The sequence below is a fragment of the Alsobacter metallidurans genome (assembly GCF_014636935.1).
Lineage (GTDB): Bacteria > Pseudomonadota > Alphaproteobacteria > Rhizobiales > Beijerinckiaceae > Alsobacter > Alsobacter metallidurans.
In genome coordinates, this window is sequence record NZ_BMES01000002.1 from 544745 (window position 1) to 570965 (window position 26221).

The window sequence follows — 26221 nt, forward strand, 5'->3', positions numbered from 1 at the left end:
GCGTCGAATCAGGCGGCCTTGACGGGCTCGCCCTTCGCGCGGACCTCGGCGATCATCGACTTTACGGCGCGCACGCGCACGCCTTCCGCGATCTCGATTTCCATCTCGGGCTCGTCCCCGGCCTTGGTGACACGGCCGATCAACCCGCCGTTGAGCACCACGGTGTCACCGCGGCGCACGTTCTTCAGGAGATCCTGATGCTCCTTGGCGCGGCGCTGCTGCGGCCGGATGATCAGGAAATACATGATCACGAAAATCAGCAGAAACGGAACGAGCTGGACGATCATGTCCATGCCGCCCGCCGAAGCTCCGGCGGTCTGGGCGAATGCTGGCGTGATCACGGGGAGAACCTCCGCATGGGGAAAGGGCCCCACGTCCCGCGGTTGCGGGGGGAGCCGGAAAAAGTGCGGCGGACTATAGCCACGGGCTTGGAGAAAGCAACAACGCCGGGCTCCCGATCCAACGCAGGCATAGCCCAGCGAAGCGTGACAGCCCAATCCGACTTCGCTAAGCACGTCGCACCGTCTGAACCCTGAAGAAAGCCGCCATGTCCGCCCTCACGCCCTCCGACGCACTCCTGGCCCGCATCGCGGACGCGCTGGAGCGCATGGCGCCGCCCCGGGCCGAGACGCCGGATTTCGCAGGCGCCGACGCCTTCGTGTGGCGCCCCTCCCCGGCTGGGCTCGTGCCGGTGCCAAAGGTGAACCGGGTCGATATCGTGCTTCTCAAGGGCATCGATCGCGCCCGCGACACGCTGCTCGAGAACACGTCCCGCTTCGCCCGCGGCTTGCCGGCCAACAACGCCCTGCTGTGGGGCGCGCGCGGCATGGGCAAGTCCTCGCTGGTGAAGGCCGCCCACGCCCAGGTCAACGCGATGCGCCCGGCCGGTCAGTCGGCTCTGAAGCTGATCGAGATCCACCGCGAGGACATCGACAGCCTGCCGTTGCTGATGGAGATGGTGCGCGCCGCATCGTTCCGCTTCATCGTGTTCTGCGACGACCTCTCGTTCGATGGGGACGACACGTCCTACAAGTCGCTGAAAGCCGTGCTGGAAGGCGGCATCGAGGGCCGGCCGGACAACGTGGTGTTCTACGCCACCTCCAATCGACGCCACCTTCTGCCGCGCGACATGATGGACAACGAACGCTCCACCGCCGTGAACCCCGGCGAGGCGATCGAGGAGAAGATCTCGCTTTCGGACCGTTTCGGGCTGTGGCTGGGCTTCCACAAATGCAGCCAGGACGAATTCCTCGCCATGGTGGACGGCTACGCCGACCATTTCGGCCTCGCGGTCGTGAACCGCGACGCCATGCACCATGACGCTCTGGAATGGTCCATCACGCGCGCGTCGCGCTCGGGCCGCACCGCCTGGCAGTTTATCCAGGATCTCGCCGGACGGCTCGAGCAGCAGCTCTGACCCGACGTTACGCCCCCGCGCGCACCACCTGCACAAGGCGGTTGTCGGCAAAGAGGTAGAGCGCCTTCCCGGTTGGCTCCATGTAGAGGATCGTGGTTTCACGCTTGGCGCGCGGGCTGGAGCCCGTCTGGACGCTGAGCGGCTCGCCCTTGAGCGCCACGAGCTCGCATTCGGTGACGCCGATCAAGCCCTGGCCCTCGCGGCCCCGGAACTTGGACGGGTCGATTGACAGGTCAGCCGTGCAGCGGCCGTCCTCGCCCACCACGGCCTCCGTGGTGGCGACACGCGCCGTGGCGCTCTTGTCGTTCATGAAGCCGCCGACCTCGACCGCACAGCCCGAGAGCACGATGGCGAGGGCCGTCGCGACGATCGGGGCCGCGAGCGCTCGTCCAGCGGGCCAGCCGGCCCGCGCCGCATCCATCATGCCTTTTTCTCCCAGCGACCTTCGTCGCTCTGTTGCCAATAGCTGGTCTGGTGATCCTGCCCACGCAGGTTCTTCCAGGCGACCCGCGCCGCCGCGACCGCCTCGTCGTCTCGCCCGTCGAAGATCAGGACGAGGCGCTGATAAGCCGCCGCATCCGGCGGAATTGCGGCGCCGTCCACCAGAAAGCGCACCTGCGCGCCGTTCGGATTGGCTTCGCCGGTGGTGAGGACGATCGGCTCGGCCGCAGCGGATGGCTCGCTCTCCAGCCCGTGCGGCAAAAAGCTCTCGTCCGAGTAAGTCCACAGAAGATCATCGATCGCCGCCGCGCGTTCGGGCCCGGAGGTCTGCACGGCCGCGCGCCACCCGCGCGCGAGGCTGCGCTCCAGCAGTCCGGGCAGGACGGCGTCCAGGTTCTGGCGCTGGAGGTGGTAGAAGAGGATCTCCGCCATCGGCGTCCTGCGTGGTTGGGCTTTCCGGTCTACACGGTTGCGGGCCATCCCGGCGAGTCGGTTGCCGCCGAGCGCGCCGGCGCTACGCTGCGGGACCATCGAACCGGGGAAGCGGATGAGCGACGCGCGCGTGCAGGAACTCGAACAGGCGGGCTGGGCGATCGAGCCCGGCGACGGCTATCGCAACCATATCGGGCCGCTTTGGTCGCGCCAGGATAGAGAGCACAAGCGCTTCGGCATGCTCACGGACTCCCGGCACGCAAACCGGTTCGGCGTCGTCCATGGCGGGTTGCTGTTGTCGCTGGCCGACGAATCGCTCGGCATCACGTCGCTCATCGCCAATGGCGGGCGACGGCAGGTCACGATCCAATTGAGCAGCCAGTTCATCTCTTCCGCGCAGGTCGGCGAGTTCGTCGAATCGCACACCGAGGTGCTGCGCCGAACGCGCACGATGATTTTCGTGCGCGGCCTGTTGCAGGTTGGCGACCGTACGATCCTGAGCGCCGAGGGCATCTGGAAGGTGCTGGACGAGCGCTGAAGCACCAGCCCACCGGGTGAACGCCGGTTGGTGGATACGATGATGCCAACCAAGCTGAGCGGAGCGCCTGACGCGATCAGGCGCTCTGCTTGAAGCGCTCAGCCCTCGTAGTGATCCGACACCAGCCGGTCCAGCAGCCGCACCCCCCAGCCGGACGCCCAGCCCCGGTTGATCTCGGTCTGCGGCGAGCCCATGGCGGTGCCGGCGACGTCGAGATGCGCCCACGGCGTGTCGTTGACGAACCGCTTCAAAAACTGCGCGGCCGTGATGGAGCCGGCGTGGCGGCCGCCCGAGTTCTTCACGTCCGCGAACTTGCTGTCGATGATCTTGTCATAGGCCGTCGACAGCGGCAGGCGCCACACGCCTTCCCCGGTCGCCTTGGAGGCGGCGGCCAGCCGCTCGGCGAGTTCGTCATCGTTGGAGAACAGCCCGGCGTTCTCCTGCCCGAGCGCCACCAGCACCGCGCCCGTCAGGGTCGCGAGATCGACCATGAAGGCAGGCTTGAAGCGATCCTGCACGTACCAGAGCACGTCGGCGAGAACGAGCCGGCCCTCGGCGTCGGTGTTGATGATCTCGATGGTCTGGCCCGACAGCGATGTCACGATGTCGCCCGGCCGCTGCGCCGCGCCGTCCGGCATGTTCTCGACGAGGCCGATCGCCCCGATCACGTTCACCTTCGCCTTGCGCGACGCGAGCGCGTGCATGAGGCCGACCACGCAGGCCGCGCCCGCCATGTCGCCCTTCATGTCCTCCATGCCGCCCGCCGGCTTGATCGAGATGCCGCCGGTGTCGAAGCACACGCCTTTGCCCACAAAGGCGATCGGCTTGTCCTTGGCGTCCTTGCCCTTGCCGCCCTTGGCGCCATTCCAGCGCATGATCACGACGCGGCTCTCCTTGGTGGAGCCCTGCCCCACCGCCAGCAGCGCCCGCATGCCAATCTTGTCGAGCTTCTTTTCGTCGAGGATCTCCACCTCGACGCCCAGCTTCTCGAGGTGGGCCGCGCGGCGCGCGAATTCCTCGGGGTCCAGCACGTTCGGCGGCTCGTTCACGAGGTTGCGGGCGATCACGACGCCTTCGGCAACCGCCTGGCGTGAGCGATGCGCCTTGGCCGCCGCCTTGGGGTCAGCGACCGCAATCGTGGCGTCGACCTCGCGGGCGCCTTCGTCCTTGTCCTGCTTCTTCGTCTTGTACTTCTCGAACGCATAAGCGCGCATCGCCATGCCGAGCGCCATGTCGGCCGCCGCGTCTGCATCGTGGCGCAGCCCCTCCGGCGCGTCATGGAAGAGCACGGTGACGGATTTGGCGTGGCCAATGCGGCCGAGGATCGAGCCGCCGAGCGTCACGAAATCAGCCGTGGCGCGATCGGACGCGGCGCCGACGCCAACCACCACCAGGCGGGCCGCTTGAAGGCCGGCCGGAACCAGCACCGAAAAGCCGCTCCCCGCCTTGCCCTTGAAGTTTTCCGCCGCCGCAGCCCGCGTCACCGCGTCGGCCGCAACGTCGCCGATCAGGTCGCGCACCGCCCCGGGAAGCGCCAGGTCGTCGCCGACGAGAACCACGACGGCTCCCGATGCGGGCAGATTCGCGTCGGCAAAGGAAACTCTAAGGCGCTCGGACATGCAGCGGCTCCGGGAAGACGATGGATCGAAAATCGTTCGTTCAGCGTCTTAGCGGCTTGCGCGGCGCCGCGCCAGCGATGGGCAAAGCCGGCCCCCCATTCGCGGAAGGTGTCGAGACCAACATCTGGAGCCGTGCAGCGGTGACGTGGCCGCATCCATTCGGCGATCCGCGCCCCAATGCCGCGGCAGAATGGCCACGCTCGCCTTGAGGGCGCCCGGATCGTGATGAACCTGCGGCCTCGGACGCCCCGCTCCGCTTGCCCGAACAGGGCGGAGGCTTTACCGCTGTCGCACAATCATTGCCGAACCCCCGCATGAGCCTGCTCGATCGCTACATCTTCCGGATCGCCTGCGTCGCCTTTCTGGCGACGGTGCTGAGCTTGACCGGCGTGATCTGGATTACGCAGGCGTTGCGCGAGGTCGATCTGGTGACCGGCAAGGGGCAGACGATCTTCACATTCCTGACCGTCACCAGCCTGTCGCTTCCGGCGCTCGTGGCGATCATCGCTCCGGTCGCGCTCTTTATCGCGGTGGTCTACGCGCTCAATAAGCTGAACGGCGACTCGGAGCTCATCGTCATGAGCGCGGCGGGCGCGCCGCCCGGGCGCATCATGCGTCCGCTCCTGATCCTGACTGTGATCGTCACCCTGCTGGTCGGCGTGATGACGACGTGGGCGATGCCGGCCAGCTTCCGGGCTTTGCGCGACCTGATCACCAGCGTCCGAGCCGACTTCGTCACAAACATCGTCAAGGAAGGGCAGTTCACCACGCTCGACCTCGGCATCACCTTTCACTACCGCGAACGCGCCGGAGACGCCCTGCTGGGCATCTTCATGCAGGACCGCCGTGATAAGACGAAACCCGCCGTCTACATCGCCGAGCGTGGCCAGACGCTGGACATCAATGGCTCGCCGTATCTCGTTCTCGAGCAGGGAAGCGTACAGCGCGAGCAGCCGGGCTCTGCGGATCCCGCGATCGTTGTGTTCCAGCGCTATGCGATCGACTTGAGCCAGTTCGGCGCGGACGGCGAAACGCCGACCTACAAGCCACGCGAACGCAGCACCTGGGCGCTGCTCAATCCCAACGTGAGCGAGGCCTATTACCAGATGCCCGGCACCGCCGGCCGTTTCCGCACCGAATTGCATGATCGCTTTTCGGGGCCACTCTATTGCCTGGCCATGATGGCGATCGCCTTCGCGGCGCTCGGCACCCCGCGCACCACGCGCCAGGGCCGGGGCGCGGCGATCGGGGCCGCCATCGTCACCGTTGGCCTGCTGCGCATTGCCGGCTTTGCAGCGTCGAGTCTAATTGCGCGCTCGCCGTGGGCGGCGCCCCTTGCCTACGTGATCCCGGCGCTCGGCTTCCTGGGCGGGCTAGCGGCGACGTTCGGGCCGGAGCTGCGGCTCGGGCGGCGCGGGCGCGGGTTCAGCCGGCCGGCGGCCGCAGCCGCCACCGCGAGCTGACGCACATGATGATTGGCGCCACGCTCGGACGGTACCTTGCCGGACGGTTCATCAGGACGATCACGGGCGTTTTCGTGACCGTGTTCGTGCTGATCTACACCCTGGACTTCGTCGAGCTCGTGCGGCGCACCGGCGACGTCGTGGACCTCTCCACGGCCTTGCTGGCCGAACTGGCGCTGTTTCGCACGCCCGCGGTGGCCGAGCAGATCCTCCCCTTCGCGGTGCTGTTCGGCTCCATGGCGGCGCTGCTGAACCTGTCTCGCAAACTGGAACTGGTGGTGATGCGGGCCGCCGGCGTTTCGGTGTGGCAGTTCATGGCCCCCGCGCTCGGCGTCGCGGTGGCGATCGGCGTCTTCGCCGCGACGGTCTACAACCCGGTTTCCGCCAAGCTGAAGGAGCGCGCGATCCAGGTCGAGACCTCCAAGCTCGGCCGCTCCAAGGCGACGGCCGAAAAGGAACTCTGGATCCGCCAACGCAGCCTCGACGGTCAGGCGATCATCCGCGCCGACAGGTCCATGGACGCCGGCACGCGGCTGAGTCGCGTCACCGTGTTCGAGTTCGCCAAGGACGGTTCGTTCGAGAGCCGCGTCGAAGCCCGAGAGGCGCTGTTGCGCGACGGTTACTGGGAGTTGGTGGAAGCCCGCCTGACAGGTGTGGGCGTGGAGCCACAGAGCTTCGCTTCCTACAATCTGTCGACCAATCTGACGCCCGATCAGGTCCGCAATTCCTTCACGTCAGCGGAGACAATTCCCTTCTGGGAGCTGCCGAATTTGGTGAAAAGAACCGAGGCGGCAGGCCTCGACGCAACGCGTTATCGTTTGCAATTTCAATCGCTTCTAGCCCGGCCTTTACTCTTTATTGCAATGGCGCTTATCGCCGCATCCGTTTCATTAAGATTTTTCAGGTTTGGTGGTGTGGCGAAGATGGTTCTCGGTGGCGTGACGGCAGGCTTCGTGCTCTATGTCGTCACCCACTTGGTCGAGGATCTCGGCGCCGCTGGTCTGCTTTCGACGACGGTTGCGGCTTGGTCGCCAGCTGTGGTCGGGAGTTTGCTCGGAACGCTCGCTCTGTTGTACCAAGAGGACGGGTGATGACGGGCCGTGCGTTTTTCGGCCGCCTTGGTTCGAGCATGTTGAAACGTAATACGATTGCGGCACTGGCCGTCGGCATTGCGAGCGTCGGGCCGGTCTCCTGGACCGATGCGCCCGTGGCGCAGACGTTGACCGACATGCTCGCGAAAAAGACCCAAAAGGCGAACGACAAAAAGGACCGCTTGGCGGTCGAGTCGCGCGAGCTCGTCTACGACAAGGACAAGAACACCGTTTCGGCCATTGGTAACGCGCAGCTCTACTATCAGGGCCGCGTGCTGGAAGCCGACAAAGTCACCTATGACCGCGCCAACAACCGCGTCTACGCGGAAGGCAACGCAAAGATGACCGAGGCCACCGGCCAGATCGTCTACGGCAGCAAGTTCGAGCTGACGGGCGACTTCAAGGACGGCTTCATCGATTCGCTGCGCGTCGACACCATCGACAAGACGCATTTCGTGGCCCCGCGCGGCGAGCGCACGGGCGGCGAGACGACGGTGTTCGAGCACGGCACCTACACCGCCTGCGACGCCTGCAAGGACGACCCCTCAAAGCCGCCGCTTTGGCAGGTGCGGGCTAAGCGCATCATTCACAAAAACGAAGAGCGGACCGTCTACTACGAGGACGCGACCCTCGAATTCTATGGCGTGCCGATCGCCTACGTCCCGTTCTTCTCGGCGCCCGACAACACCGTGAAGCGCAAGACCGGCTTCCTGGCTCCCCACTACGTGGCGTCGTCGGCCATCGGCTACGGCGTCGCGACCCCGTTCTTCTGGGCGCTTGCGCCGAATTACGATCTCACCATCACGCCGACCTTCCTGACCCGCCAGGGCGTGCTCGGCGACGTGGAGTGGCGTCATCGCCTCATCAACGGTAGCTACAACGTCCGCGCGACCGGCATCTTCCAGCAGGATCCACACGCGTTCCTGCAGCCTCCCTATGGCGCTGGCGACCGCGATTTCCGCGGCGCGATCGACTCGCGCGGCAAGTTCCTGCTCAACGACAAGTGGGTGTGGGGCTGGGACGTGGCTGCGTCCTCGGACAAGTGGTTCTACCAGAACTACAAATATCGCGGCTACGCCAACGCCAACGCCATCTCGGCGTTCAGCACGCTCGGCTTCCGCGAAACCACGTCAACCCTTTACCTGACCGGCCAGGGCCAGCGCAGCTGGTTCGACGCGCGCGCATTCTATTTCCGCGGCCTGTCTTATGCCGACTGGCAGAAGGTGCAGCCGGTCGTCCATCCGGTGATCGACTACGACCGCCGCTTCACGCCCAGCGTGCTCGGCGGCGAGCTGACCGTGAACGCGAACTTCACCAGCCTGACCCGGTCGCAGACCGACTACCAGAGCCTGGTGCAGGAAAACGGCGTCACGCCTGGCCGCTACCTGTTCCCGATCGGCTACACGGCCAACGGCACACCGATCAGCCTTTACGACAGCTGCGCGCCCGGCCAGTTCAACCCGGCCAAGTGCTTTGTGCGCGGCCCGGCCGGCACCTATACGCGCCTGACCGCGGACGTGTCCTGGCGGCGGACCTTCATCGATCCGCTCGGCGAGAGCTGGACGCCGTTTTTGTCGGCCCGCGGCGACGTCCTGTTCAAGTCGCCTGAGACCAGCGGCTACTTCAACAGTTCGCTGCCCAACTTCCTCGACACAAGCGACGACGCCGTGTTCCGCGGCATGCCGGCGGTTGGCCTGACCTACCGGTATCCGTTCGTGGCCGACACGAGCTGGGGCACGCATGTAATCGAGCCAATCGGCCAGATCATCGCCCGGCCGAACGAGACGCAGGTCGGCAAGATCGTCAACGAGGACTCGCAGAGCCTTGTATTCGACGACACCAACCTGTTCGAAACCACGAAATTCTCAGGCTACGATCGCACCGAAGGCGGCACCCGCGCCAATGTCGGCGCGCAGTACACCTTCACGATGAACAATGGCGGCTATGTCAGCGCGCTGTTCGGGCAGTCTTATCAGGTTGCGGGCCGCAACTCGTACAACAACCCGGACCTGACCCGGACCGGCTGGGATTCCGGGCTCGACTCGCAACGCTCCGACTTCGTCTCGCGCCTGCAGATCGCGCCGACCTCCAACATCGCCGTGACGGCCCGCTCGCGCTTCAACGAGAGCGACTTCGCGCTGAAGCGCGTCGAGGTGCAGGCGCAGGCCACCTTCGGCAGCCTCGCGACCAGCATCATCTACGCCCGCTACGCCGCGCAGCCGAGCCTCGGCCTCTTCACCAAGCGCGAGGGCATCTCGACCTCGGCGCGCTACGACATCACGCCGAACTGGTACGTGCAGGGCAGCGTGTTGATCGATCTCAGCCGCCACGCGGCCGAGCGCTTCTACCAGGTCCAGGGCTACCAGACATCGAACCCGGTCGGCATCGGCGCGATCTCGCTCGGCGCCGGCTACCACGACGAGTGCACGACCTTCGGCATCGTCTACCAGAACTCCAGCAAGCAGACCGCCGCCGACGGCACCAAGGAGCGCGTCCAGACCGTGCTGCTGCGCCTCGAGCTGCGCACGCTGGGCTCGGCCAGCTACTCCTACAACCAGACCACGGTCACGACGGACGGCATCACGCAGTGATGCCCGCCGAGGCCCCGATCGGGGGACGCCGATGGCGCCGGCACAACATCGACCGCTGATTCTCACGCAGGGCGACCCCGCCGGCATCGGCCCGGAAATCGCCTTGAAGGCCTGGCTAGCGCGCGACGCCCAGGGGCTGCCGCCCTTCGCGATCGCGACGGACAGCCAGTTCCTCGGCCGCATCGCCGCCCGGCTGGGCGTGACCGCGCCGCTGGCCGCCGTGGAGCCCGAGGAGGCCGCGGCGGCCTTTTCGACGGCCTTGCCCGTCCTGGTCGGCTGCGCACCCGTCGACGCCGAGCCCGGAACGCCCTCGCCCGCCACCGCAGCGGGAACGATCGCGTCGATCGACCGGGCAGTGGAACTCGTCCACGCGGGCCGCGCCGCGGCCGTCGTCACAAATCCGATCGCGAAATCCGTGCTGTACGAGGCGGGGTTCCGCCATCCCGGTCACACGGAATACCTCGCCGCCCTGGCGGCCCGCTTCTGGGGTGGGCCCGAGCCCCGGCCCGTGATGATGCTCTGGTCGGAGACGCTGGCCGTCGTACCGGTGACCATCCACATTCCGCTCAGCGCCGTTCCGGCCGCCTTGACAACGGAGCTGATCATCGAGACGGCGCAGATCACGGCGCGCGACCTGCGCGAGCGCTTCGGCGTGCGCAACCCTCGCCTGGCGCTCTCCGGCCTCAACCCGCATGCCGGTGAGAACGGCGCGCTCGGCATCGAGGACGACGCCGTGGTGCGCCCGGCCGTGGAGGCGCTCCGGGCCGAGGGGCTCGACGTCCGTGGGCCGCTGCCGGCCGACACGATGTTCCACGCCCGCGCGCGCGCAGCCTATGACGTGGCGATCTGCATGTATCACGATCAGGCGCTGATCCCGATCAAGGCGCTCGCTTTCGACGATGGCGTCAACGTCACGCTGGGGCTTCCCTTCGTGCGGACGTCGCCCGACCATGGCACCGCCTTCGACATCGCCGGAACCGGCGTGGCGCGCCCCGACAGCCTGATCGCGGCGCTGCGGCTGGCCGGCCGGCTCACCGCATGAGCGCCGTCGACGACCTCCCGCCCCTGCGCGACGTCATCCGCGTGCACGAGCTCGCGGCCAAGAAGTCGCTGGGGCAGAACTTTCTGCTCGACCTCAACCTCACCAGCAAGATCGCGCGCTCTTCGGGACCTCTGGAGGGCGTCACCGTCATCGAGGTGGGTCCCGGCCCGGGCGGGCTCACCCGGGCCCTGCTGGCCGGCGGAGCCGCGCGCGTGATCGCGGTGGAACGTGACGAACGCTGCCTGCCCGCATTGGCCGAAATCCAGGCCCGCTACCCGGGCCGCCTCGTCGTCATCGCGGGCGACGCCCTGGAGGCGGATTGGCCCGCCTTGGCCGCCGAGCATCGCGCATCCCCGGCCTCGCCGGTCCGGGTCGTCGCCAACCTGCCCTACAACATCGGCACCGTATTGCTGACGAACTGGATCGAGGCGGAGCCCTGGCCGCCATTCTTTGAAAGCCTCACGCTGATGTTCCAGCGCGAAGTGGCGGAACGCATCGTCGCCACCACGGATAACCGGGTCGATTATGGCCGCCTCGGCGTTCTCTGCGGCTGGCGCACCGAAGCTGAGATCCTGTTCGACGTTCCGCCCAGCGCCTTCACGCCGCCGCCGAAGGTGACGTCATCGGTGGTCAGGCTTGTTCCGCGCCCCGCTCTCCTGTCGTGCAGGACGCAGGACCTCGCGGCAGTGACCGCGGCTGCGTTCGGCCAGCGCCGCAAGATGCTGCGGCAGAGTCTCAAGGCGCTTGTGCGGGACCCTGCCCCGCTGCTCGACGCCGCCGGGCTCGACCCCACTGCCCGGGCCGAGACCGTTCCCGTTGAGGGATTCGTGACCTTGGCGCGGCTCTGGCGCGAGATGCGCGACCGCGACTGACCGGCCCGCGTCCGCCGTCAGGCGGAACGCTCCTTGGGCCAGAGCGCGCCCTCGATCCAACGCCGCAAGGGCGCGTCGTAGAAGCGGGTCGCCAGATAAGCCGCTCCCACCACCAACGCGGTGGCGAGCACGAAGCTCTGCAAGCTCGCGACCCACTGCTCGGCCCCCCAACGGGCGGCGGCGGTCTTGAACGCGACCAGCACGGGGAAATGCATGAAATAGATACTGTAGGCGTAGGGGCTGCAGCGCGCGCAGAAGGCGTCGAACCACCCGCTTGGGCGGCTCACACTGGCCAAAATCACGAGAGCGGGGGCTGCGACCAGCACCAACGGCAGGCCGACGAAGCGGACCCGGACGAACAGGATGGCGATGTAAGCCGCAAATAGCGCCAACGGATGAAGCCGCGGCAAGCGCGCCGCCCACCCTCGGCTGGCTAGATAAAGCAGCGCGCCAAGCCCAAAGCCAAAACAAACGCGGGCAAAGCCGCCTGCGTAGTTCATGGTGCGCCAGCCCATGTTCAGGTCCCGAAACACCAGATATGCGCCGACGTGAATCACCGCCGCTGTCCCGACGGCGATCGCCAGCCGTTTCACGTTTAATCGGGGCCAGGCCAAACAAAGAACCGCAAAGATGCAGAATTCCAGAAGCAGCGCCCAGCTCGGCCAATTGAACGGATACACGGCGCCTTCGGCGCGCACCGAGAAAATGGGCAGGCCTGCTACGCCAATCAAAGCCGATTGGACCATGCCCGCATTGGACCAGCCTTCGCGGAGCTCAGGCCACGCAAGAACGGCTGCGACGCCGGCCAGCAGCCCCAAAAAGTAGAGCGGGTAAATTTCCAGTAGCCGGTGGCCGATGACGCTGGCCTTCGTGGCCCTGCTCTGCCCGAGCAGGTGCGCGGCCAGGAAACCCTCGATCATGAAGAATATGTCGATCGTGATCTGCTGCTGCGGGATCAGGTTCTCATAGGAGTGATCCGCCCAATGGTTCGCCATGATCGTGAGAGCGATCAAAACGCGAAGACCTTGAAGCGCCGGGAACTGCGCATGAGCAGCCACTGGCGCAGCTGAGCCGACCCTCGCAGCGGGGGCGATTTCCAAAGTTGCGCTCGTATCGGTAGACGTCATTCAGCTCTCCGAACCGGTCCGAAGGAAGCCACAAAGAGAACTTCCGCCGTGACGAAACGAGCCCAAGTGTCCGGTCGGAGCCGTTTAAGGCAACTCCACCAAAAGGTGCGGATACGCTTCGGTGCGTTCGAGAGCGTGAGGCGAACAGGCCTCAAAGGTCGTTGAGCAGGCCTTGCACGAAGTCCGGCAAGCCGGTCTGCCGGTCGCGACGTAGCCTTTCGGCGACCAGGATGGCGCGCAAGCGGCCGAAGGTGCGTTCCAGATCGTCGTTGACCAGCACGTAGTCGTAATCGCGCCAACGATCGATTTCGATCTTGGCGGCGCTGAGGCGGCGGGCGATCACATCCGCGCTATCTTCTGCGCGGCGCTCCAGGCGGTTCTTCAGCTCGGGGATCGACGGCGGCAGGATGAAGATGCTGACCACGTCCGAGGCCGCCTTCTCGCGCACCTGCATAGCGCCCTGGTAGTCGATGTCGAACAGGATGTCCTGGCCGCCGGCCAGCGCCTTGTCGATCTCGCGACGGGGCGAGCCATAGAAGTTGCCGTGGACCTCCGCCCATTCCAGAAGGTCGCCCCGGTCGCGCATCTCCGTGAACTCGTCGATGCTGATGAACCGGTAGTGAACCCCGTGCACCTCGCTGGAGCGCTTAGGCCGCGTGGTGACCGACACGGAAAGCGTCAGGCTCGGCTCCTGCTCGCGCAGCAGGCGCGTAAGGGTTGTCTTGCCAGCGCCCGAGGGGGAAGACAGCACCAGCAGCAAGCCGCGGCGGTTGACGGTGTCGTTGGCGAGCTGCGCCGTCATGGTCTCACTCGACATTCTGAACCTGCTCGCGAAACTGCTCGACCTCGGTCTTCAGGTCCAGGCCGATGACCGTCAACGTCACGTCGTTGGCCTTGGCGCAGAGAGTGTTGGCCTCCCGCGAGAACTCCTGGGCCAGGAAATCCAGCCGGCGCCCGACGGGCCCGCCCTTGCCGATCAGTTCGCGCGCAGCGCCCACATGGGCGCGCAGGCGGTCGATCTCCTCGCGGATGTCGGCCTTGGCGGCGAGCAGCACGGCTTCCTGGTGCAGGCGGTTCGGATCCAGCCCCTTTGAGGCGTCGATCAGGCTGGCGATCTGCTCGGAAAGCCGCGCCTTCACGGCTTCGGGCTTGCGCGCCGGGCACGCGTCGGCCGCGTCCGCCAGGGCCGCCATGGCGTCGATCCGGGCGGCGAGCAGGTCGGCGAGGGCCCGTCCCTCCTCGCGTCGCGTTTCCACCAGAGATTTGAGAGCCCGGTCGAGAGCCGCCAGCATGTCGGCGCCGCTTGCGGCCGCGGCGTCGGGATCCTCCTCGGGCTCCACGACGTCGACGACGCCGCGCACGGACAGGAGGGAACCGACCGAGGGCGCACGCAGGCCAAAGCGCCCGTCATAGGGCGCGAGCGCCTCCACGAGAGAATCGAGCAGCGCGGTGTTCACCCTGGCGACCGGCGGGGCGGACTCGCGGGAGGCCGCGAGCGACGCGAAGCAGGTGCCACGCTGGATGGCCTTGCCGATGCGGGAGCGAGCCTCCTCGGCGAGGGCTTCGAAGCCCGGCGGCGTCTTGAGCCGCACGTCGAGGCCCTTGGCGTTGACCGTCTTGAGCTCCCAGACGTACTGCCAGGGGCCGGTCTGGCCGACTTCTCGGGCAAAGCCCGTCATGCTTGCGAGCGCCATGCGTTATCCGGCTGCAAAGACTGTGTTGGCGCTGTTTACGGCGCAGGACCGGCTGCGGCAAGCGCCGCCCGGCCGCGACCCGCATTGGGCTGTGGCCTGAGCTCTCGCAGTCTCTCAGGGGCGCAGCGTCGGCACCTGCTTCGGCGAGTTCAGGTCGAAGGTCTTGTTCGCCAGCGGGTCCTTGGGAGTGCCCGCGACGGCGTCGAGATTGCCGCGCGGTCCGGCCGGAACCAGGGCGCTGGCGCTCGGCGGGAGCCCCGGCGCTGTCGGGGCGGCGCCGGGCTTCGTAGAGGGTTTCGCGCCGGGCTTGCCGGGCGCGGCTGCGCCCGCCGCGGCGGGAGCGGTCGTCAGCGCTCCGTCCGGAGCCGTCGGACCGTCCTTGGCGGCTGCCGGCGCGGCGTCCACGGCGGCTTCCTTGCGATCGGCCTCCAACTGACGCCAGCGGCCTACGTTACGGTTGTGCTGGTCAAGCGTCTCCGCGAAGACATGGCCACCTGTCCCGTCGGCGACGAAGTAGAGCTCCTTGGTTCGCGACGGATTGGCGACCGCCTCGAGGGCGGCGCGGCCCGGATTGGCGATCGGACCGGGCGGCAGTCCCTGGATCACATAGGTGTTGTAGGGTGTCGGCTGCTCGATCTCGCTGCGCAGGATGCCCCGGCCCAGCGTGCCTTTGCCCTGCACGAGCCCGTACACGATGGTGGGGTCGGACTGCAGCTTCATGTTCCGGCTGAGCCGGTTCAGGAAAACGGCCGCCACGCGCGTCCGCTCGTCGGCCCGGCCGGTTTCCTTCTCGACGATGGAAGCCAGCGTGAGAAGGTCGTTCGGCGACTTCAGCGCCACTTCGTTGGAGCGGCGGCTCCAGACCTCGCGCAGCACGCGCGCCTGGTCCTGCTGCATCCGGTCGATCAGCTGCTGGCGCGTCATGCCGCGCGCGATCTTGTAGGTGTCGGGCAGAAGCGTGCCCTCTTTGGGCAGGCCGGAGATCTCGCCAGTCAGGATGTCGTTTTCGTTCAGCCGGTCGACGATCTGCTGGGAAGTTAGACCCTCGGGGATCGTCACCGAGTGAAGAACGGACTTGCCCTCCACGAGCGTGTCCATGACATCGCCGAGGCTGGCGTGCTGGCGAAACACATACTCGCCGGCCTTCAGCTGCGACGCCTTGCGCATCAGGTGCAGGCCCGCCAGGAACAGGCTCGGGTGGTCGATCACGCCTTCCTTGGCCAACTGGTCCGCAACGTCGCCAGAACTGCCCTTCACGACCACGATCTTGTCGGCCGCCAGCGGCCCCGGCGCGTAGAACTCGGTCCGCCCCATGTACAAGGCGCCGCCCGCGATCAGGGCGACCACCATGATGAGCGACAGGAAGCCGCTGAGGACATTGACCAGCGGCCTGCGGCGCCGCTCGGCCACGGGAGGCGGGGGCGGCGGCGTCACGGGCTGGATCGCTTCCGTTGGGCTTTTGGGCACGAAGGGCTTTTTGAATTCACCGTCCGGCTCATTGGCTCTGAACAGGTCGTCAGTCGGTTCGGCCATGGATCCGTTCGAGGCTGGAGGAACGCGGTTGCCCACACATGCGCGAAACCCGCGCGGACGCACGGACCTTAGCGCCGAATGTGGCGAAAGGGCGGGTCCGGCGCAAGCAAACGTGAGCGCGGGTTGTGAAACGTCCCCGACTAACGCTCAGGCGGCGTAGCGCCTGAACACGACCGACGCATTCGTGCCGCCAAAGCCGAAGGAGTTGGACAGCGCAATGTCGACCTTCCGGGGCCGGGCCGTGTGGGCCACGAGATCGATCGGCGTTTCCACGGACGGGTTGTCAAGGTTCAGCGTAGGCGGCGCCACCTGGTCGCGAATCGCCAAAATCGAGAAAATTGATTCGACCGCGCCCGCGGCGCCCAGCAGGTGGCCGATCGCCGACTTGGTGGACGACATCACGAGCTCGCTCGCGGCGTTGCCCACGAGCCGCTCCACGGCCTTGAGCTCGATTTCGTCACCCAGCGGCGTCGAGGTGCCGTGCGCGTTGATGTAGTCGACATCCGCCGGCGAGATGCCAGCGCGCTTCAACGCCGCGGACATGCAGCGGAACGCGCCATCGCCATCCTCGGACGGAGACGTGATGTGGTAGGCGTCGCCCGACAGGCCATAGCCGATGATCTCGGCGTAGATCTTTGCGCCTCGGGCCTTCGCGTGTTCGAGTTCCTCGAGCACCACGATGCCGGCGCCCTCGCCCATCACGAAGCCGTCCCGGGCCTTGTCATACGGGCGCGACGCGCGGGTCGGCTCATCATTGAAATTCGTGGACAGAGCTCGGCAGGCCACGAATCCCGCCATGGACAAACGGTTGATGGGCGATTCGGCGCCGCCCGCGACCATCACCTCGGCGTCGCCGAACGCAATCAGGCGCGCCGCGTCGCCGATGGCGTGCGCGCCAGTGGAGCAGGCCGTCACGACCGCGTGGTTAGGCCCTTTGAGGCCATGCTCGATCGAGACGTAGCCGGACACGAGGTTGATCAAGCGTCCGGGGATAAAGAACGGGGAGATCCGGCGCGGGCCCTTCTCGGCCAGCGTGATCGAGGCGTCGTAGATGCCGCCGATGCCGCCAATGCCGGAGCCGATCAGCACGCCCGTGGTGGTCTGCTCCTCGTAGGTCGTGGGTTTCCACCCCGAGTCCTCGAGCGCCTGCCGCGCAGCGGCGACGCCGAAGACGATGAAGTCGTCGACGCGCCGCTGATCGCGGGGATCCATCCACTGGTCGGCATTGAAGGTGGCGTCGGAGCCATCGCCCCGGGGCACCTGACAGGCGATCTTGGACGCGAGGTCGCCGACCTCGAAGTTCTCGATGCGGCGAGCGCCGCTCCGGCCTTCGAGGATCCGCTTCCAGGTGGGTTCAACGCCGCAGCCGAGCGGCGTCACCATCCCGAGTCCCGTGACGACGACGCGCCGCATGCTGACCAGTCCGTTTCTTAAAACCGCGAGCGATCAGGCCGCGGCCTTCTTCTCCAGGAACGACACGGCGTCGCCGACCGTGCGGATCGTCTCGGCGGCGTCATCCGGGATCTCGACCGAGAACTCTTCCTCGAAGGCCATCACCAGCTCGACCGTGTCGAGCGAGTCGGCGCCGAGGTCGTCGATGAAGTTCGCGCTCTCGATCACCTTCTCCGGCTCGACGCCCAGGTGTTCGATCACGATCTTTTTCACGCGGGCGGCGATGTCGCTCATGTGTTCAACCTCGTTCATGCAGGTCGCGCGGTGTTTTGCCGTCTCGACCGGAATTGGACTGCCGTTCCGCGATTACGGTCCGGATTGTCGTGGGGTCGCCGGAATACGCCGACCGGCGAAAGTCAGCTGCCCCGGGTGGTCCCTCAAACGCCGCAGCGGTCGGCGCCGTCAAGCCCCCCAATGGACCTGAGGGGTGAGTAACATACTTTATTTTCATTGGCGAGAGGGCCAACACCCTCATACGAAACTTGAGAACATCCAGCGATTTATCTCAAATCATTGCCATTCCGCCGTTGACGTGCAACGTCTGACCGGTCACGTACGACGCCTCCTGGCTCGCCAGATAAACAACGGCCGTTCCGATCTCTGCGGCCGTTCCGAGGCGCCCCATCGGCACCGTCGTGAGGATCGATTCTTTTTGCTTCTCGTTCAGCACGTCCGTCATTGCGGTTTCGATGAACCCGGGCGCCACGCAGTTCACCGTGATGTTGCGGCTCGCCACTTCGGCGGCCAGCGACTTCGACATGCCGACAAGCCCGGCCTTGGAGGCCGCGTAGTTGCCTTGGCCCGCATTGCCGGTCGTGCCGACCACGGACGTGACCGAGACGATGCGACCCCAGCGTTTGCGCATCATGCCCTTCACGGCGGCGCGCATCAGCCGGAACGACGCTTCGAGGTTCACGCGGATCACCGCGTCCCACTCGTCGTCCTTCATGCGCATGAACAGGTTGTCGCGCGTCACGCCGGCGTTGTTCACCAGAACGTCGAGCTGGCCCATCGCCTTCTCGGCGGCGGGCACGAGCGCCTCCACCGAATCCTTGTCCGATAGATTGGCCGTGAGCACATGGACGCGCTCGCCGAGTTCGCCAGCGAGCCCGTCGAGCGCTTCGCGCCGCGTTCCCGAGATGGCGACCGTCGCGCCCTGCGCGTGCAGCGCCCGCGCCACGGCCCCGCCGATGCCGCCCGAAGCGCCCGTCACGAGGGCGGTCTTGCCGGAAAGGTCGAACATGATGATCTCCGTCGTGATGAGGCCGTTCAGCTGCGCGGGCGGGCCTTGAAGGCCGCGATGTCGTCAGGCGTTCCGATGGATGTGCCTTCCGCGCCCTCGGCGATGCGCTTCACCAGGCCGCTTAGCACCTTGCCGGAGCCGACCTCGAAAAACGTCGTCACCCCATGGGCCGCCATAAAGGCCACGCATTCGCGCCAGCGCACCGTGCCGGTGACCTGCGCGACCAGCGACGCCCTGATCGCTTCCGGCTGCAGGACGGCTTCGGCATGCACGTTGGCGACCACAGGCACGACCGGCTGGCGAATGTCGACGCTCGCTAACGCCTTCTGCATGGCCTCGGCGGCGGGCTGCATCAGGGCGCAGTGGAAGGGCGCGGACACGGGCAGGATCACGGCCCGGCGCGCGCCCTTGGCCTTGGCGATCTCGCAGGCGCGCTCAACGGCGGCCTTTGAGCCGGACACCACCACCTGGCCGCCGCCATTGTCGTTCGCGGCCTGGCAGACCTCGCCCTGTGCGGCTTCGGCCGCCGCGGCGGTCGCGGCCGCGAAGTCGAGCCCGAGCAGGGCCGCCATCGCGCCCTGCCCGGCCGGCACGGCCTTCTGCATGGCGTCGCCGCGGATGCGCAAAAGGCGCGCCGCATCCCCGATCGTGAATGCGCCAGCGGCGCAGAGCGCCGAATACTCGCCCAGCGAATGGCCCGCCACATAGGCGGCGTCGCGGGCGAGGTCGAGGCCGGCTTCGGCCTCCAGCACCCGCATCACCGCCATGCTGACCGCCATCAGGGCCGGCTGCGCGTTGGCCGTGAGGGTGAGATCGGCTTCCGGGCCCTCCCACATCACGGCGGAGAGCTTCTGGCCCAGCGCGGAGTCGACCTCGTCGAACACCGCGCGGGCCTGCGGAAACGCCTCGGCGAGCGCCTTGCCCATCCCGACGGCCTGGCTGCCCTGCCCCGGAAAGGTGAATGCCACGGTCATGGTGCGTCTCCTCGGGCGTCCTGTTTTCTGGGCGCCGAAAGGCACGCGCCGGCGCGGGCTGTCAAGGGCGAGCGCGGCGGGGCGCAGTGAACGCTTTGGCTGCCGAACTATTATCGGCTGGGCCTTTGGGAAAGGGAGCGCGATGCAAACGCAGAAGCAGAAGATGCTCGCAGGCGATCTCTATGACGCCGCCGACGCCGAGTTGCAGCAGGACTTGGCCGCATGCCAGAGCTGGCTCGCGCGCTACAACGGCCTGCTTGGGGCCGCTCCCGACCTTCGCGCGAAGGCTCTGCGAGAGCGCCTTGGGATGGTGGGCGACGGTGCGGTGATCCGCCCGCCCTTTCATTGCGACTACGGCTTCAACATCGCGCTCGGGGCCGGCGCCTTCATGAACTTCAATTGCGTGATTCTGGATGTGGTCGCGGTGCGGATCGGCGATCGCACGCAGATCGGCCCGGGCGTCCAGATCCTCACCGCTGACCACCCGCGCGACGCGCCGACACGGGCGACCGGACTCGAGTTTGGTCGGCCGATCACGATTGGCGCCGATGTCTGGATTGGCGGAGGCGCGTTGATACTGCCCGGCGTGACGATCGGCGACGGCGCCGTGATCGGCGCGGGCGCGGTCGTGACCCGAGACGTTCCGGCAGCCGCGAGGGCGGTGGGAAACCCGGCGCGTGTCCTGGGCTGACGCCCTCGCCTTAAGCTTCGGCCCGGTGGCAAACGGCTTCCACGCGGTTGCCGTCCGGGTCCAGAAGGAAGGCGGCATAGTAGTGCGCGTGGTATTGCGGCCGAAGTCCCGGCAGCCCGTCGTCAGCTCCCCCCGCCCCGATTCCGGCCTTCCAGAACGCGTCCACTGCGGCGCGATCGGGCGACTTGAAGCACCAGTGCCGGCCGTGCGTGGGACCCGGCGGCGGCCCGGGCTTGATCGCCAGATAGGAGAGGTCGGGATGTTCGCTGTCGCAACGCTGGCCGTATCCGATCCAGCTGTCGGTGGACCCGACCTTCTGGACGCCGAGCGCCGCCATCACGGCGTCATAGAAGCGCTCGGCTTGCCGTAGATCCGAGACCGTGATGGAGACGTGATCGAGCATGGCGCCTATCCAGGCTGTTGCGAGGCGACCAGCATAACCAATGTTTCCGGCCGCCGCCCCTTGCGTCCAGGGATTGCTGCCTGTACACAGCCGCCTTCGCAGTTTCCGGCCGGGGGCTGAACGGAAGGGCGTGCGTTCGCGCACCCAGGGCTCGCCCCGACTTCCCGTGTCTCCGCCTTCGGTATTCCCACTCGGGCCTTTCGTGGCCCGAAGGGCTTCGCGCCGGAAGCATTCGAGTATGGAAAGGCCAAGAGCTTATGCCTCTTTACGAGCATGTGTACCTGGCGCGTCAGGATGTGACGGCGCAGCAGGTCGAGACCATGACGGAACAGTTCAAGTCCGTCGTCGAGGGTCTCGGCGGAACGATCGACAAGGTCGAGTACTGGGGCGTCAAGTCCCTCGCCTACCGGATCAAGAAGAACCGCAAGGCTCATTTCTCGCTCCTGAACATCAACGCTCCTGCGGCGGCCATCGCCGAGATGGAGCGCCAGATGGGCATCAACGAGGACATCCTGCGCTTCATGACCATCCGGGTCGAGGAGCACGAGGAAGGCCCGTCCGCGATGATGCAGAAGCGCGACCGCGACGATCGTGATGATCGTGGCGACCGTGGCTTTGGTGGTCGTGGCGGCGGCTTCGGCGGCCGTGGCGGCGATCGCGGCGGCTTCGGTGGCGCTGGCGGCCGTCCTGGCGGCGCTCCCCGTTCCGACCGTCCCCGTCGTGAAGACGCCCCTGCCGAGGAGACCGTCTGATGTCCGCCGCTGGCGCCCGTCGTCCCTTCTTCCGCCGTCGCAAGACTTGCCCGTTCTCCGGCCCCAATGCGCCGAAGATCGACTACAAGGACACGCGTCTGCTGTCGCGCTACATCTCTGAGCGCGGCAAGATCGTCCCGTCCCGCATCACGGCCGTATCGGCCAAGAAGCAGCGCGAGCTCGCTCAGGCGATCAAGCGCGCCCGCTTCCTGGGCCTGCTGCCCTACGTGATTGCGTGATCCTGTTTCGCCGCGGCCCTTGGGCCGCGGCTCGAGGCTCCTGACGCCGACCCACGGGCCGGCGTCCCATTTCGAAGTCGGCCGATGCCGGATAAGCCGTCGTCGGGGTGGTTGGGGAGCCGCCTCCCCTAACCCGTCGCCATGACGCGGGACAGCTCGACAAAATGAATGCGATTTTCGGCATCGGCGCCGGCGCAGGCTTGGCCTCCGCCCTTTTGTTCGCGGTGATCACCACCGGGAACCCGCTCGCCATTCTTCTGTATTTCGTCGCTCCGCTTCCGGTCATCCTCGCCGCGCTCGGCTGGAACCACCGCGCCGGCCTCGTCGCCGCCGCGTGCGGCTTTGCGTTCGTGGCGTTGCTCTTTTCAGTCAAGGCCGGGCTTGCCTTCGCGCTCAGCGTGGCCGCTCCGGCCTGGTGGTTCGCCTATTTGTGCCTGCTGGCCCGCGACGAGAATGGCGCCGTGGAATGGTATCCGGTCGGCCGCCTGCTGATGTGGATGGCCATCCTGTCCGCCGTTCTCACCACGGCCGTGTCAGTCTCGATCGGTCGCGGTGACTACGCCGCCTTTCTTCGCGCCTTCGAGCAGATCCTGGACGTGCTGCGCCGCCTGGGCACGGATGTCGACGGCGTACCCGGCGAAAGCGGCCGGTCGAGCGCCGATCTGGCGCAGCTCATGGCCATCATTGCGCCGCCCGTTAGCGCCGCCATCGGGGTTGCGAGCTCGGCCTTTCTGGTCTGGGCCGCAGCCCGGGTCACGCGCGCATCGGGGCGTCTGCCCCGGCCCTGGCCCTATCTGCCTGCCGCGACATTGCCGCGCGTCGCGCTGCTCGTGTTTGGCGCGTCCTGCGCGCTCGGCGCAGCGCTGCAAGGCTTTGCCGGGCTCGGCGCTCGCTCTCTCGCCGCCTCGCTGTTGATGGCCTACTGCCTCCAGGGGCTCGCCGTCATCCATGTGCTGACGCAGGGCCTCGCCGGCCGCATCGGCGTGCTCAGCGGCGTGTATGCGGCCTTCATCATGCTGCCGGGCTGGCCGGCGCTGATCTACGCGCTTCTGGGCGTCGCTGACGCCTTTCTCGGCTTGCGGGCCAAGCGGCTCGCCAAGAACCCACCGCCTCCGCCGGCCCCGCCGGCGTCGATCTGACATCACCGATCAAAGGAGCAGTTCCATGGAAATCATCCTTCTCGAGCGCGTCGCAAAGCTTGGCCAGATGGGCGAAGTCGTCCGCGTCAAGGACGGCTACGCACGCAACTTCCTGCTGCCGCGCGGCAAGGCGCTGCGCGCCACCGCAGGCAACCGCGAGAAGTTCGAGACGCAGCGCGCCCAGCTTGAAGCCCGCAACCTCGAGCTCAAGTCCGAGGCGGCCGGCGTTGGCGAGAAGCTCGACGGCCAGAGCTTCACGATCATCCGCTCGGCGGGCGAGATGGGCCAGCTCTACGGCTCGGTCGCGGCGCGCGACCTCGCCGACATCCTGACGGCGGGCGGCTTCACGGTCAGCAAGCAGCAGATCGAGCTCAACACCCCGATCAAGGCCATCGGCCTGCACAAGGTGCCCGTGCACCTGCACCCGGAAGTCGAGATCACGGTGACGATCAACGTCGCCCGCAGCCCCGAGGAGGCCGAGCGCCAGTCGCGCGGCGAGAGCGTGTTGCAGGGCCGCGAAGAGACCAACATGGACGATCTTGGCCTCGAGATCGGCGCCGCACTGGCAGAGTCCGGCGAAGACATGTGAGCTTCGGCTCGCAGCGTCGAGAACCAGAGAGCCCGGCCGGCGACGGCCGGGCTTCTTCATTTCGAGCGGCCAAACGACTCACTGCAGCAATCCCGCCACAGCCAAGGCTTGCCCACTTCGATCCGCAACAATCCACGCGGCCCTGTGAATCGCCGGACTAAGTACCCCCGCGCACTCCCGCGGCTGCGGCAACCATGCGATGTCATCCGGACGGCGGGCGGTGGTAAGCTCCCGACATCTCGGAACAGCGAATCACATGGCGTCAGCGAACCAGCTTGCGGTTCGGCCCCTGGCCGATCCAACTCCCCAATACCGGACGGCTCCGCACAACATCGAGGCCGAGCAGGCGCTGCTCGGCGCGATCCTGGTCAACAACGAGGCCTACTTTCGGGTCTCGGACTTCCTGGAGCCCATCCACTTTTCCGAGGAGGTGCACCGGCGCGTCTACGAGGTCACGCAGTCGCTGATCCGCACCGGCAAGGTCGCGACGCCCATCACGTTGAAGACCTTCGTGGGCGACCAGGACCTCGGCGGCCTCACGGTCAGCCAGTACCTTGCGCGCCTCGCCGCCGAGGCCACCACGGTGATCAACGCCGAGGATTACGGCCGCACGATCTACGACCTCGCAATGCGGCGGAACCTGATCGTCATCGGCGAGGACATGGTCAACCTCGCCTATGACGCGGCGGTGGACGAATCGCCGCGCAAGCAGATCGAGGAGGCCGAGCGCCGTCTCTACGAACTCGCGGAGTCGGGCCAGACCGAAGGCGGCTTCCAGAACTTTTCCAACTCGCTGCGCAGCGCCATCGACATGGCGGCGGAAGCCTTCAAGCGCGACCGCAAGCTCTCGGGCATCTCCACCGGCATCAGCGACCTCGACCGCATGATGGGCGGCCTGCAGCCGTCGGATTTGATCATTCTCGCCGGCCGCCCCGGCATGGGAAAGACCTCGCTCGCCACCAACATTGCGTTCAACGTCGCCAAGGACTACCGCGGCGAGCGCCAGCCCGATGGGCACATGAAGCGCATCGAAGGCGGCATTGTCGGGTTCTTCTCGCTCGAAATGTCGGCTGACCAGCTCGCCACGCGCCTCATCGCCGAAGAGTCGGGCGTGGCCTCCTACAAGATCCGCCGCGGTGAGATTTCGGAGCAGGACTTCGCCCGCGTCGCCAACGCGGCGCGCGAGATGGAGCGCTGCCCCTTTTACATCGACGACACCGGCGGCATCTCGATCGCCCAGCTCACCGCCCGCGCCCGGCGCCTCAAGCGCCAGAAGGGCCTCGACCTGCTGGTGGTCGACTACCTCCAGCTGCTGTCGGCCTCCGCCAAGAAGGGCGAGAACCGTGTGCAGGAGCTCACCGAAATCACCACAGGCCTGAAGGCGCTCGCCAAGGAGCTGGTGGTCCCGATCATCGCGTTGTCACAGCTCTCCCGTCAGGTCGAAAACCGCGACGACAAGCGCCCACAGCTCTCCGATCTCCGCGAATCGGGCTCCATCGAGCAGGACGCCGACGTGGTGATCTTCGTGTATCGTGAGGAGTACTACCTCAAGAACAAGGAGCCCAAGATGGGCACCGAGGAACACTTCAAGTGGCAGGCCGAGATGGAGCAGATCCACGGCCGCGCCGAAGTGATCATCGGCAAGCAGCGCCACGGCCCCACCGGCACCGTGCCGGTCCACTTCGAGGCCGAGATCACGCGCTTCTCCAACCTCGCCGCCGAGGACCACCTGCCCGAGCGCATGGAATGAGCAGAGACCCGGCTGCATCCGGCCCGCCGCTGCGCGAAGCCGGCGGCGTGCTCACCGTCGACCTTGGCGCTCTCAAAGCCAACTGGCGGATGCTCGCCGGCATGGCCCCGGGCTCCGAATGCGCCGCGGTCGTCAAGGCGGACGCTTACGGAACCGGCATCGAGGCGTCCGTCCCCGCTTTGGCGCGCGCCGGGTGCCGCACCTTCTTCGTCGCCCACCTCGCCGAGGCGAGGCGCGCACGTGCGGCGGCGCCCTACGCCGACATCTACGTGCTGAACGGGCTGCTGCCCGGAACCGCCCCCGCCTACGCGACCGACCGCCTGCGGCCGGTGCTGGGCTCCGCCGAAGAGATCGCCGAATGGGCGGCCTTCACGCGCGCCGAATCGCTGGATCTCGCAGCCGCGCTCCACGTCGACACGGGCATGAACCGCCTTGGCCTCACGGTCGCGCAGGCGCTGGAGATGGGCGAAGCCGGACTGGAAGGCTGTCCGATCAGCTTTTTGATGACGCATTTCGTTAGCGCCGAGGAGCCCCCGAACCCGATCAACGCCCGCCAGATCGAGGACTTCGCCACCCTACGAGCCGCCTTCCCAACCCTGCCCGGCAGTCTCGCGAACTCGTCCGGCGTGTTCCTTGGCCCGCAGGCCCACCACGACCTGATGCGCCCCGGCTATGCGCTCTACGGCGGCAATCCTCAGCCAGGCCGCCCCAACCCCATGCGCCCCGTGGTCGGCCTGGAAGGCCGCATCGTGCAACTGCGCTTCGTCGAGCACGGCGACACGGTGGGCTACAACGCCCAGTGGACCGCCCGGGGCCGCCGGCGCATCGCCGTGATCTCGGTGGGCTACGCCGACGGCTATCCGCGCGCCGCATCATCGTCCGACGCGCATCCGGGCGCCGACGCCATGGTGGGCGGCGTTCGCTGCCCCTTCGCCGGGCGGGTCTCGATGGACCTGATCGCGATCGACGTCACCGAGGCTCCCGGCGACCTCGGCCGCGGCGATTCCGTGTGGCTCCTGTGCGCCGAGATTACAGTCGACGACGTCGCGGCGCGCGCCGGCGCGAGCGGCTACGAGATCCTCACCTCACTGGGCCGCCGCCACGCCCGGCGCTACGTGGACTGAATGCC

The 26221-nt window shown here is 67.1% G+C and carries 27 protein-coding genes; 14 read left to right on the forward strand and 13 right to left on the reverse strand.

All coding sequences use genetic code 11. The features are described from left to right. Positions 1–8 precede the first annotated feature (8 nt). Complete coding sequence (gene yajC, locus IEV99_RS12845; RefSeq protein WP_188518171.1) at positions 9–341, reverse strand: preprotein translocase subunit YajC; 333 nt, start codon at positions 339–341, stop codon at positions 9–11. A 206-nt stretch (positions 342–547) separates the two neighbouring features. On the opposite strand from yajC, the gene IEV99_RS12850 reads away from it, so the two are divergent. After that, a complete protein-coding gene (locus tag IEV99_RS12850; RefSeq protein WP_188518172.1) occupies positions 548–1417 on the forward strand; it encodes an ATP-binding protein in 870 nt (289 codons plus the stop codon). A 7-nt stretch (positions 1418–1424) separates the two neighbouring features. On the opposite strand, the gene IEV99_RS12855 is transcribed toward IEV99_RS12850, so the two are convergent. Beyond that, positions 1425–1841 (reverse strand): hypothetical protein, encoded by a 417-nt coding sequence (locus IEV99_RS12855; RefSeq protein ID WP_188518173.1) that lies wholly within the window; start codon positions 1839–1841, stop codon positions 1425–1427. Continuing rightward, positions 1838–2290 carry a DNA polymerase III subunit chi gene (locus tag IEV99_RS12860; RefSeq protein WP_188518174.1) on the reverse strand — a complete coding sequence of 151 codons (453 nt, stop codon included), beginning with the start codon at positions 2288–2290 and terminating at the stop codon, positions 1838–1840. The genes IEV99_RS12855 and IEV99_RS12860 overlap by 4 nt, the downstream gene beginning before the upstream one ends. A gap of 115 nt (positions 2291–2405) precedes the next feature. Between IEV99_RS12860 and IEV99_RS12865 the strand changes: the two genes are divergently transcribed. Next, the gene (locus tag IEV99_RS12865) at positions 2406–2828 is read left to right on the forward strand and encodes a PaaI family thioesterase (RefSeq protein ID WP_188518175.1); all 423 of its coding nucleotides are present in this window, start codon (positions 2406–2408) and stop codon (positions 2826–2828) included. A gap of 98 nt (positions 2829–2926) precedes the next feature. Here the strand turns inward: IEV99_RS12865 and IEV99_RS12870 are convergent, their stop codons facing one another. After that, positions 2927–4447, reverse strand: coding sequence for a leucyl aminopeptidase (locus IEV99_RS12870; RefSeq protein ID WP_188518176.1), 1521 nt, complete (start codon positions 4445–4447; stop codon positions 2927–2929). 314 nt (positions 4448–4761) lie between these two features. On the opposite strand from IEV99_RS12870, the gene lptF reads away from it, so the two are divergent. The 5 genes from lptF to rsmA are packed head-to-tail and all read left to right on the forward strand — an operon-like array spanning position 4762 to position 11506. Continuing rightward, positions 4762–5910 carry an LPS export ABC transporter permease LptF gene (gene lptF, locus IEV99_RS12875; protein WP_188518177.1) on the forward strand — a complete coding sequence of 383 codons (1149 nt, stop codon included), beginning with the start codon at positions 4762–4764 and terminating at the stop codon, positions 5908–5910. A gap of 5 nt (positions 5911–5915) precedes the next feature. Continuing rightward, on the forward strand, positions 5916–7001 hold the full coding sequence (gene lptG / locus IEV99_RS12880; RefSeq protein ID WP_188519653.1) for an LPS export ABC transporter permease LptG: 1086 nt from the start codon (positions 5916–5918) through the stop codon (positions 6999–7001). A 38-nt stretch (positions 7002–7039) separates the two neighbouring features. Continuing rightward, positions 7040–9592: an LPS-assembly protein LptD gene (locus tag IEV99_RS12885; RefSeq protein WP_188518178.1), complete on the forward strand. Its 2553-nt coding sequence runs from the start codon at positions 7040–7042 to the stop codon at positions 9590–9592. Positions 9593–9623: 31 nt separating this feature from the next. Continuing rightward, a complete protein-coding gene (pdxA, locus tag IEV99_RS12890) occupies positions 9624–10634 on the forward strand; it encodes a 4-hydroxythreonine-4-phosphate dehydrogenase PdxA (protein WP_188518179.1) in 1011 nt (336 codons plus the stop codon). Then, positions 10631–11506, forward strand: coding sequence for a 16S rRNA (adenine(1518)-N(6)/adenine(1519)-N(6))-dimethyltransferase RsmA (rsmA, locus tag IEV99_RS12895; protein WP_188518180.1), 876 nt, complete (start codon positions 10631–10633; stop codon positions 11504–11506). The genes pdxA and rsmA overlap by 4 nt, the downstream gene beginning before the upstream one ends. Positions 11507–11523: 17 nt before the next feature. Here the strand turns inward: rsmA and IEV99_RS12900 are convergent, their stop codons facing one another. The 8 genes from IEV99_RS12900 to fabD all read right to left on the reverse strand — a co-directional run bounded on the left by IEV99_RS12900 (position 11524) and on the right by fabD (position 19529). After that, a complete protein-coding gene (locus IEV99_RS12900; protein WP_188518181.1) occupies positions 11524–12633 on the reverse strand; it encodes an acyltransferase family protein in 1110 nt (369 codons plus the stop codon). A 151-nt stretch (positions 12634–12784) separates the two neighbouring features. Next, positions 12785–13450, reverse strand: a complete 666-nt coding sequence (gene gmk / locus IEV99_RS12905; protein ID WP_244643854.1) for a guanylate kinase — start codon at positions 13448–13450, stop codon at positions 12785–12787. Continuing rightward, positions 13440–14327, reverse strand: coding sequence for a YicC/YloC family endoribonuclease (locus IEV99_RS12910; protein WP_188518182.1), 888 nt, complete (start codon positions 14325–14327; stop codon positions 13440–13442). Before IEV99_RS12910 ends, gmk begins: the two co-directional genes overlap by 11 nt. A gap of 114 nt (positions 14328–14441) precedes the next feature. Next, entirely contained in the window at positions 14442–15860 is a 1419-nt protein-coding gene (gene mltG, locus IEV99_RS12915; protein ID WP_188518183.1) for an endolytic transglycosylase MltG, read from the reverse strand. 147 nt (positions 15861–16007) lie between these two features. Continuing rightward, the gene (gene fabF / locus IEV99_RS12920; RefSeq protein WP_188518184.1) at positions 16008–17273 is read right to left on the reverse strand and encodes a beta-ketoacyl-ACP synthase II; all 1266 of its coding nucleotides are present in this window, start codon (positions 17271–17273) and stop codon (positions 16008–16010) included. 33 nt (positions 17274–17306) lie between these two features. Further along, on the reverse strand, positions 17307–17546 hold the full coding sequence (locus IEV99_RS12925) for an acyl carrier protein (RefSeq protein WP_188518185.1): 240 nt from the start codon (positions 17544–17546) through the stop codon (positions 17307–17309). A gap of 271 nt (positions 17547–17817) precedes the next feature. Then, positions 17818–18555, reverse strand: coding sequence for a 3-oxoacyl-[acyl-carrier-protein] reductase (fabG, locus tag IEV99_RS12930; RefSeq protein ID WP_188518186.1), 738 nt, complete (start codon positions 18553–18555; stop codon positions 17818–17820). Positions 18556–18581: 26 nt separating this feature from the next. Beyond that, on the reverse strand, positions 18582–19529 hold the full coding sequence (fabD, locus tag IEV99_RS12935; RefSeq protein ID WP_188518187.1) for an ACP S-malonyltransferase: 948 nt from the start codon (positions 19527–19529) through the stop codon (positions 18582–18584). A 142-nt stretch (positions 19530–19671) separates the two neighbouring features. Here fabD and IEV99_RS12940 point away from each other — a divergent pair, with 142 nt between their 5' ends. Then, a complete protein-coding gene (locus IEV99_RS12940; RefSeq protein ID WP_188518188.1) occupies positions 19672–20220 on the forward strand; it encodes a sugar O-acetyltransferase in 549 nt (182 codons plus the stop codon). Between the two features lie 10 nt (positions 20221–20230). Here IEV99_RS12940 and IEV99_RS12945 read toward each other — a convergent pair whose 3' ends face one another. Beyond that, complete coding sequence (locus tag IEV99_RS12945; protein WP_188518189.1) at positions 20231–20623, reverse strand: VOC family protein; 393 nt, start codon at positions 20621–20623, stop codon at positions 20231–20233. Positions 20624–20880: 257 nt separating this feature from the next. Between IEV99_RS12945 and rpsF the strand changes: the two genes are divergently transcribed. From rpsF to alr, 6 genes are all read left to right on the forward strand, one after another. Then, on the forward strand, positions 20881–21375 hold the full coding sequence (gene rpsF, locus IEV99_RS12950) for a 30S ribosomal protein S6 (protein WP_188518190.1): 495 nt from the start codon (positions 20881–20883) through the stop codon (positions 21373–21375). Next, complete coding sequence (gene rpsR, locus IEV99_RS12955) at positions 21375–21614, forward strand: 30S ribosomal protein S18 (protein WP_188518191.1); 240 nt, start codon at positions 21375–21377, stop codon at positions 21612–21614. The genes rpsF and rpsR overlap by 1 nt, the downstream gene beginning before the upstream one ends. 164 nt (positions 21615–21778) lie before the next feature. Beyond that, positions 21779–22753, forward strand: a complete 975-nt coding sequence (locus tag IEV99_RS12960) for a DUF2232 domain-containing protein (RefSeq protein ID WP_188518192.1) — start codon at positions 21779–21781, stop codon at positions 22751–22753. A gap of 25 nt (positions 22754–22778) precedes the next feature. After that, the gene (gene rplI, locus IEV99_RS12965; RefSeq protein ID WP_188518193.1) at positions 22779–23342 is read left to right on the forward strand and encodes a 50S ribosomal protein L9; all 564 of its coding nucleotides are present in this window, start codon (positions 22779–22781) and stop codon (positions 23340–23342) included. 256 nt (positions 23343–23598) lie between these two features. Beyond that, positions 23599–25092 carry a replicative DNA helicase gene (locus IEV99_RS12970; protein WP_188518194.1) on the forward strand — a complete coding sequence of 498 codons (1494 nt, stop codon included), beginning with the start codon at positions 23599–23601 and terminating at the stop codon, positions 25090–25092. Beyond that, positions 25089–26216, forward strand: a complete 1128-nt coding sequence (gene alr / locus IEV99_RS12975; RefSeq protein ID WP_188518195.1) for an alanine racemase — start codon at positions 25089–25091, stop codon at positions 26214–26216. The genes IEV99_RS12970 and alr overlap by 4 nt, the downstream gene beginning before the upstream one ends. Positions 26217–26221: the final 5 nt, after the last annotated feature.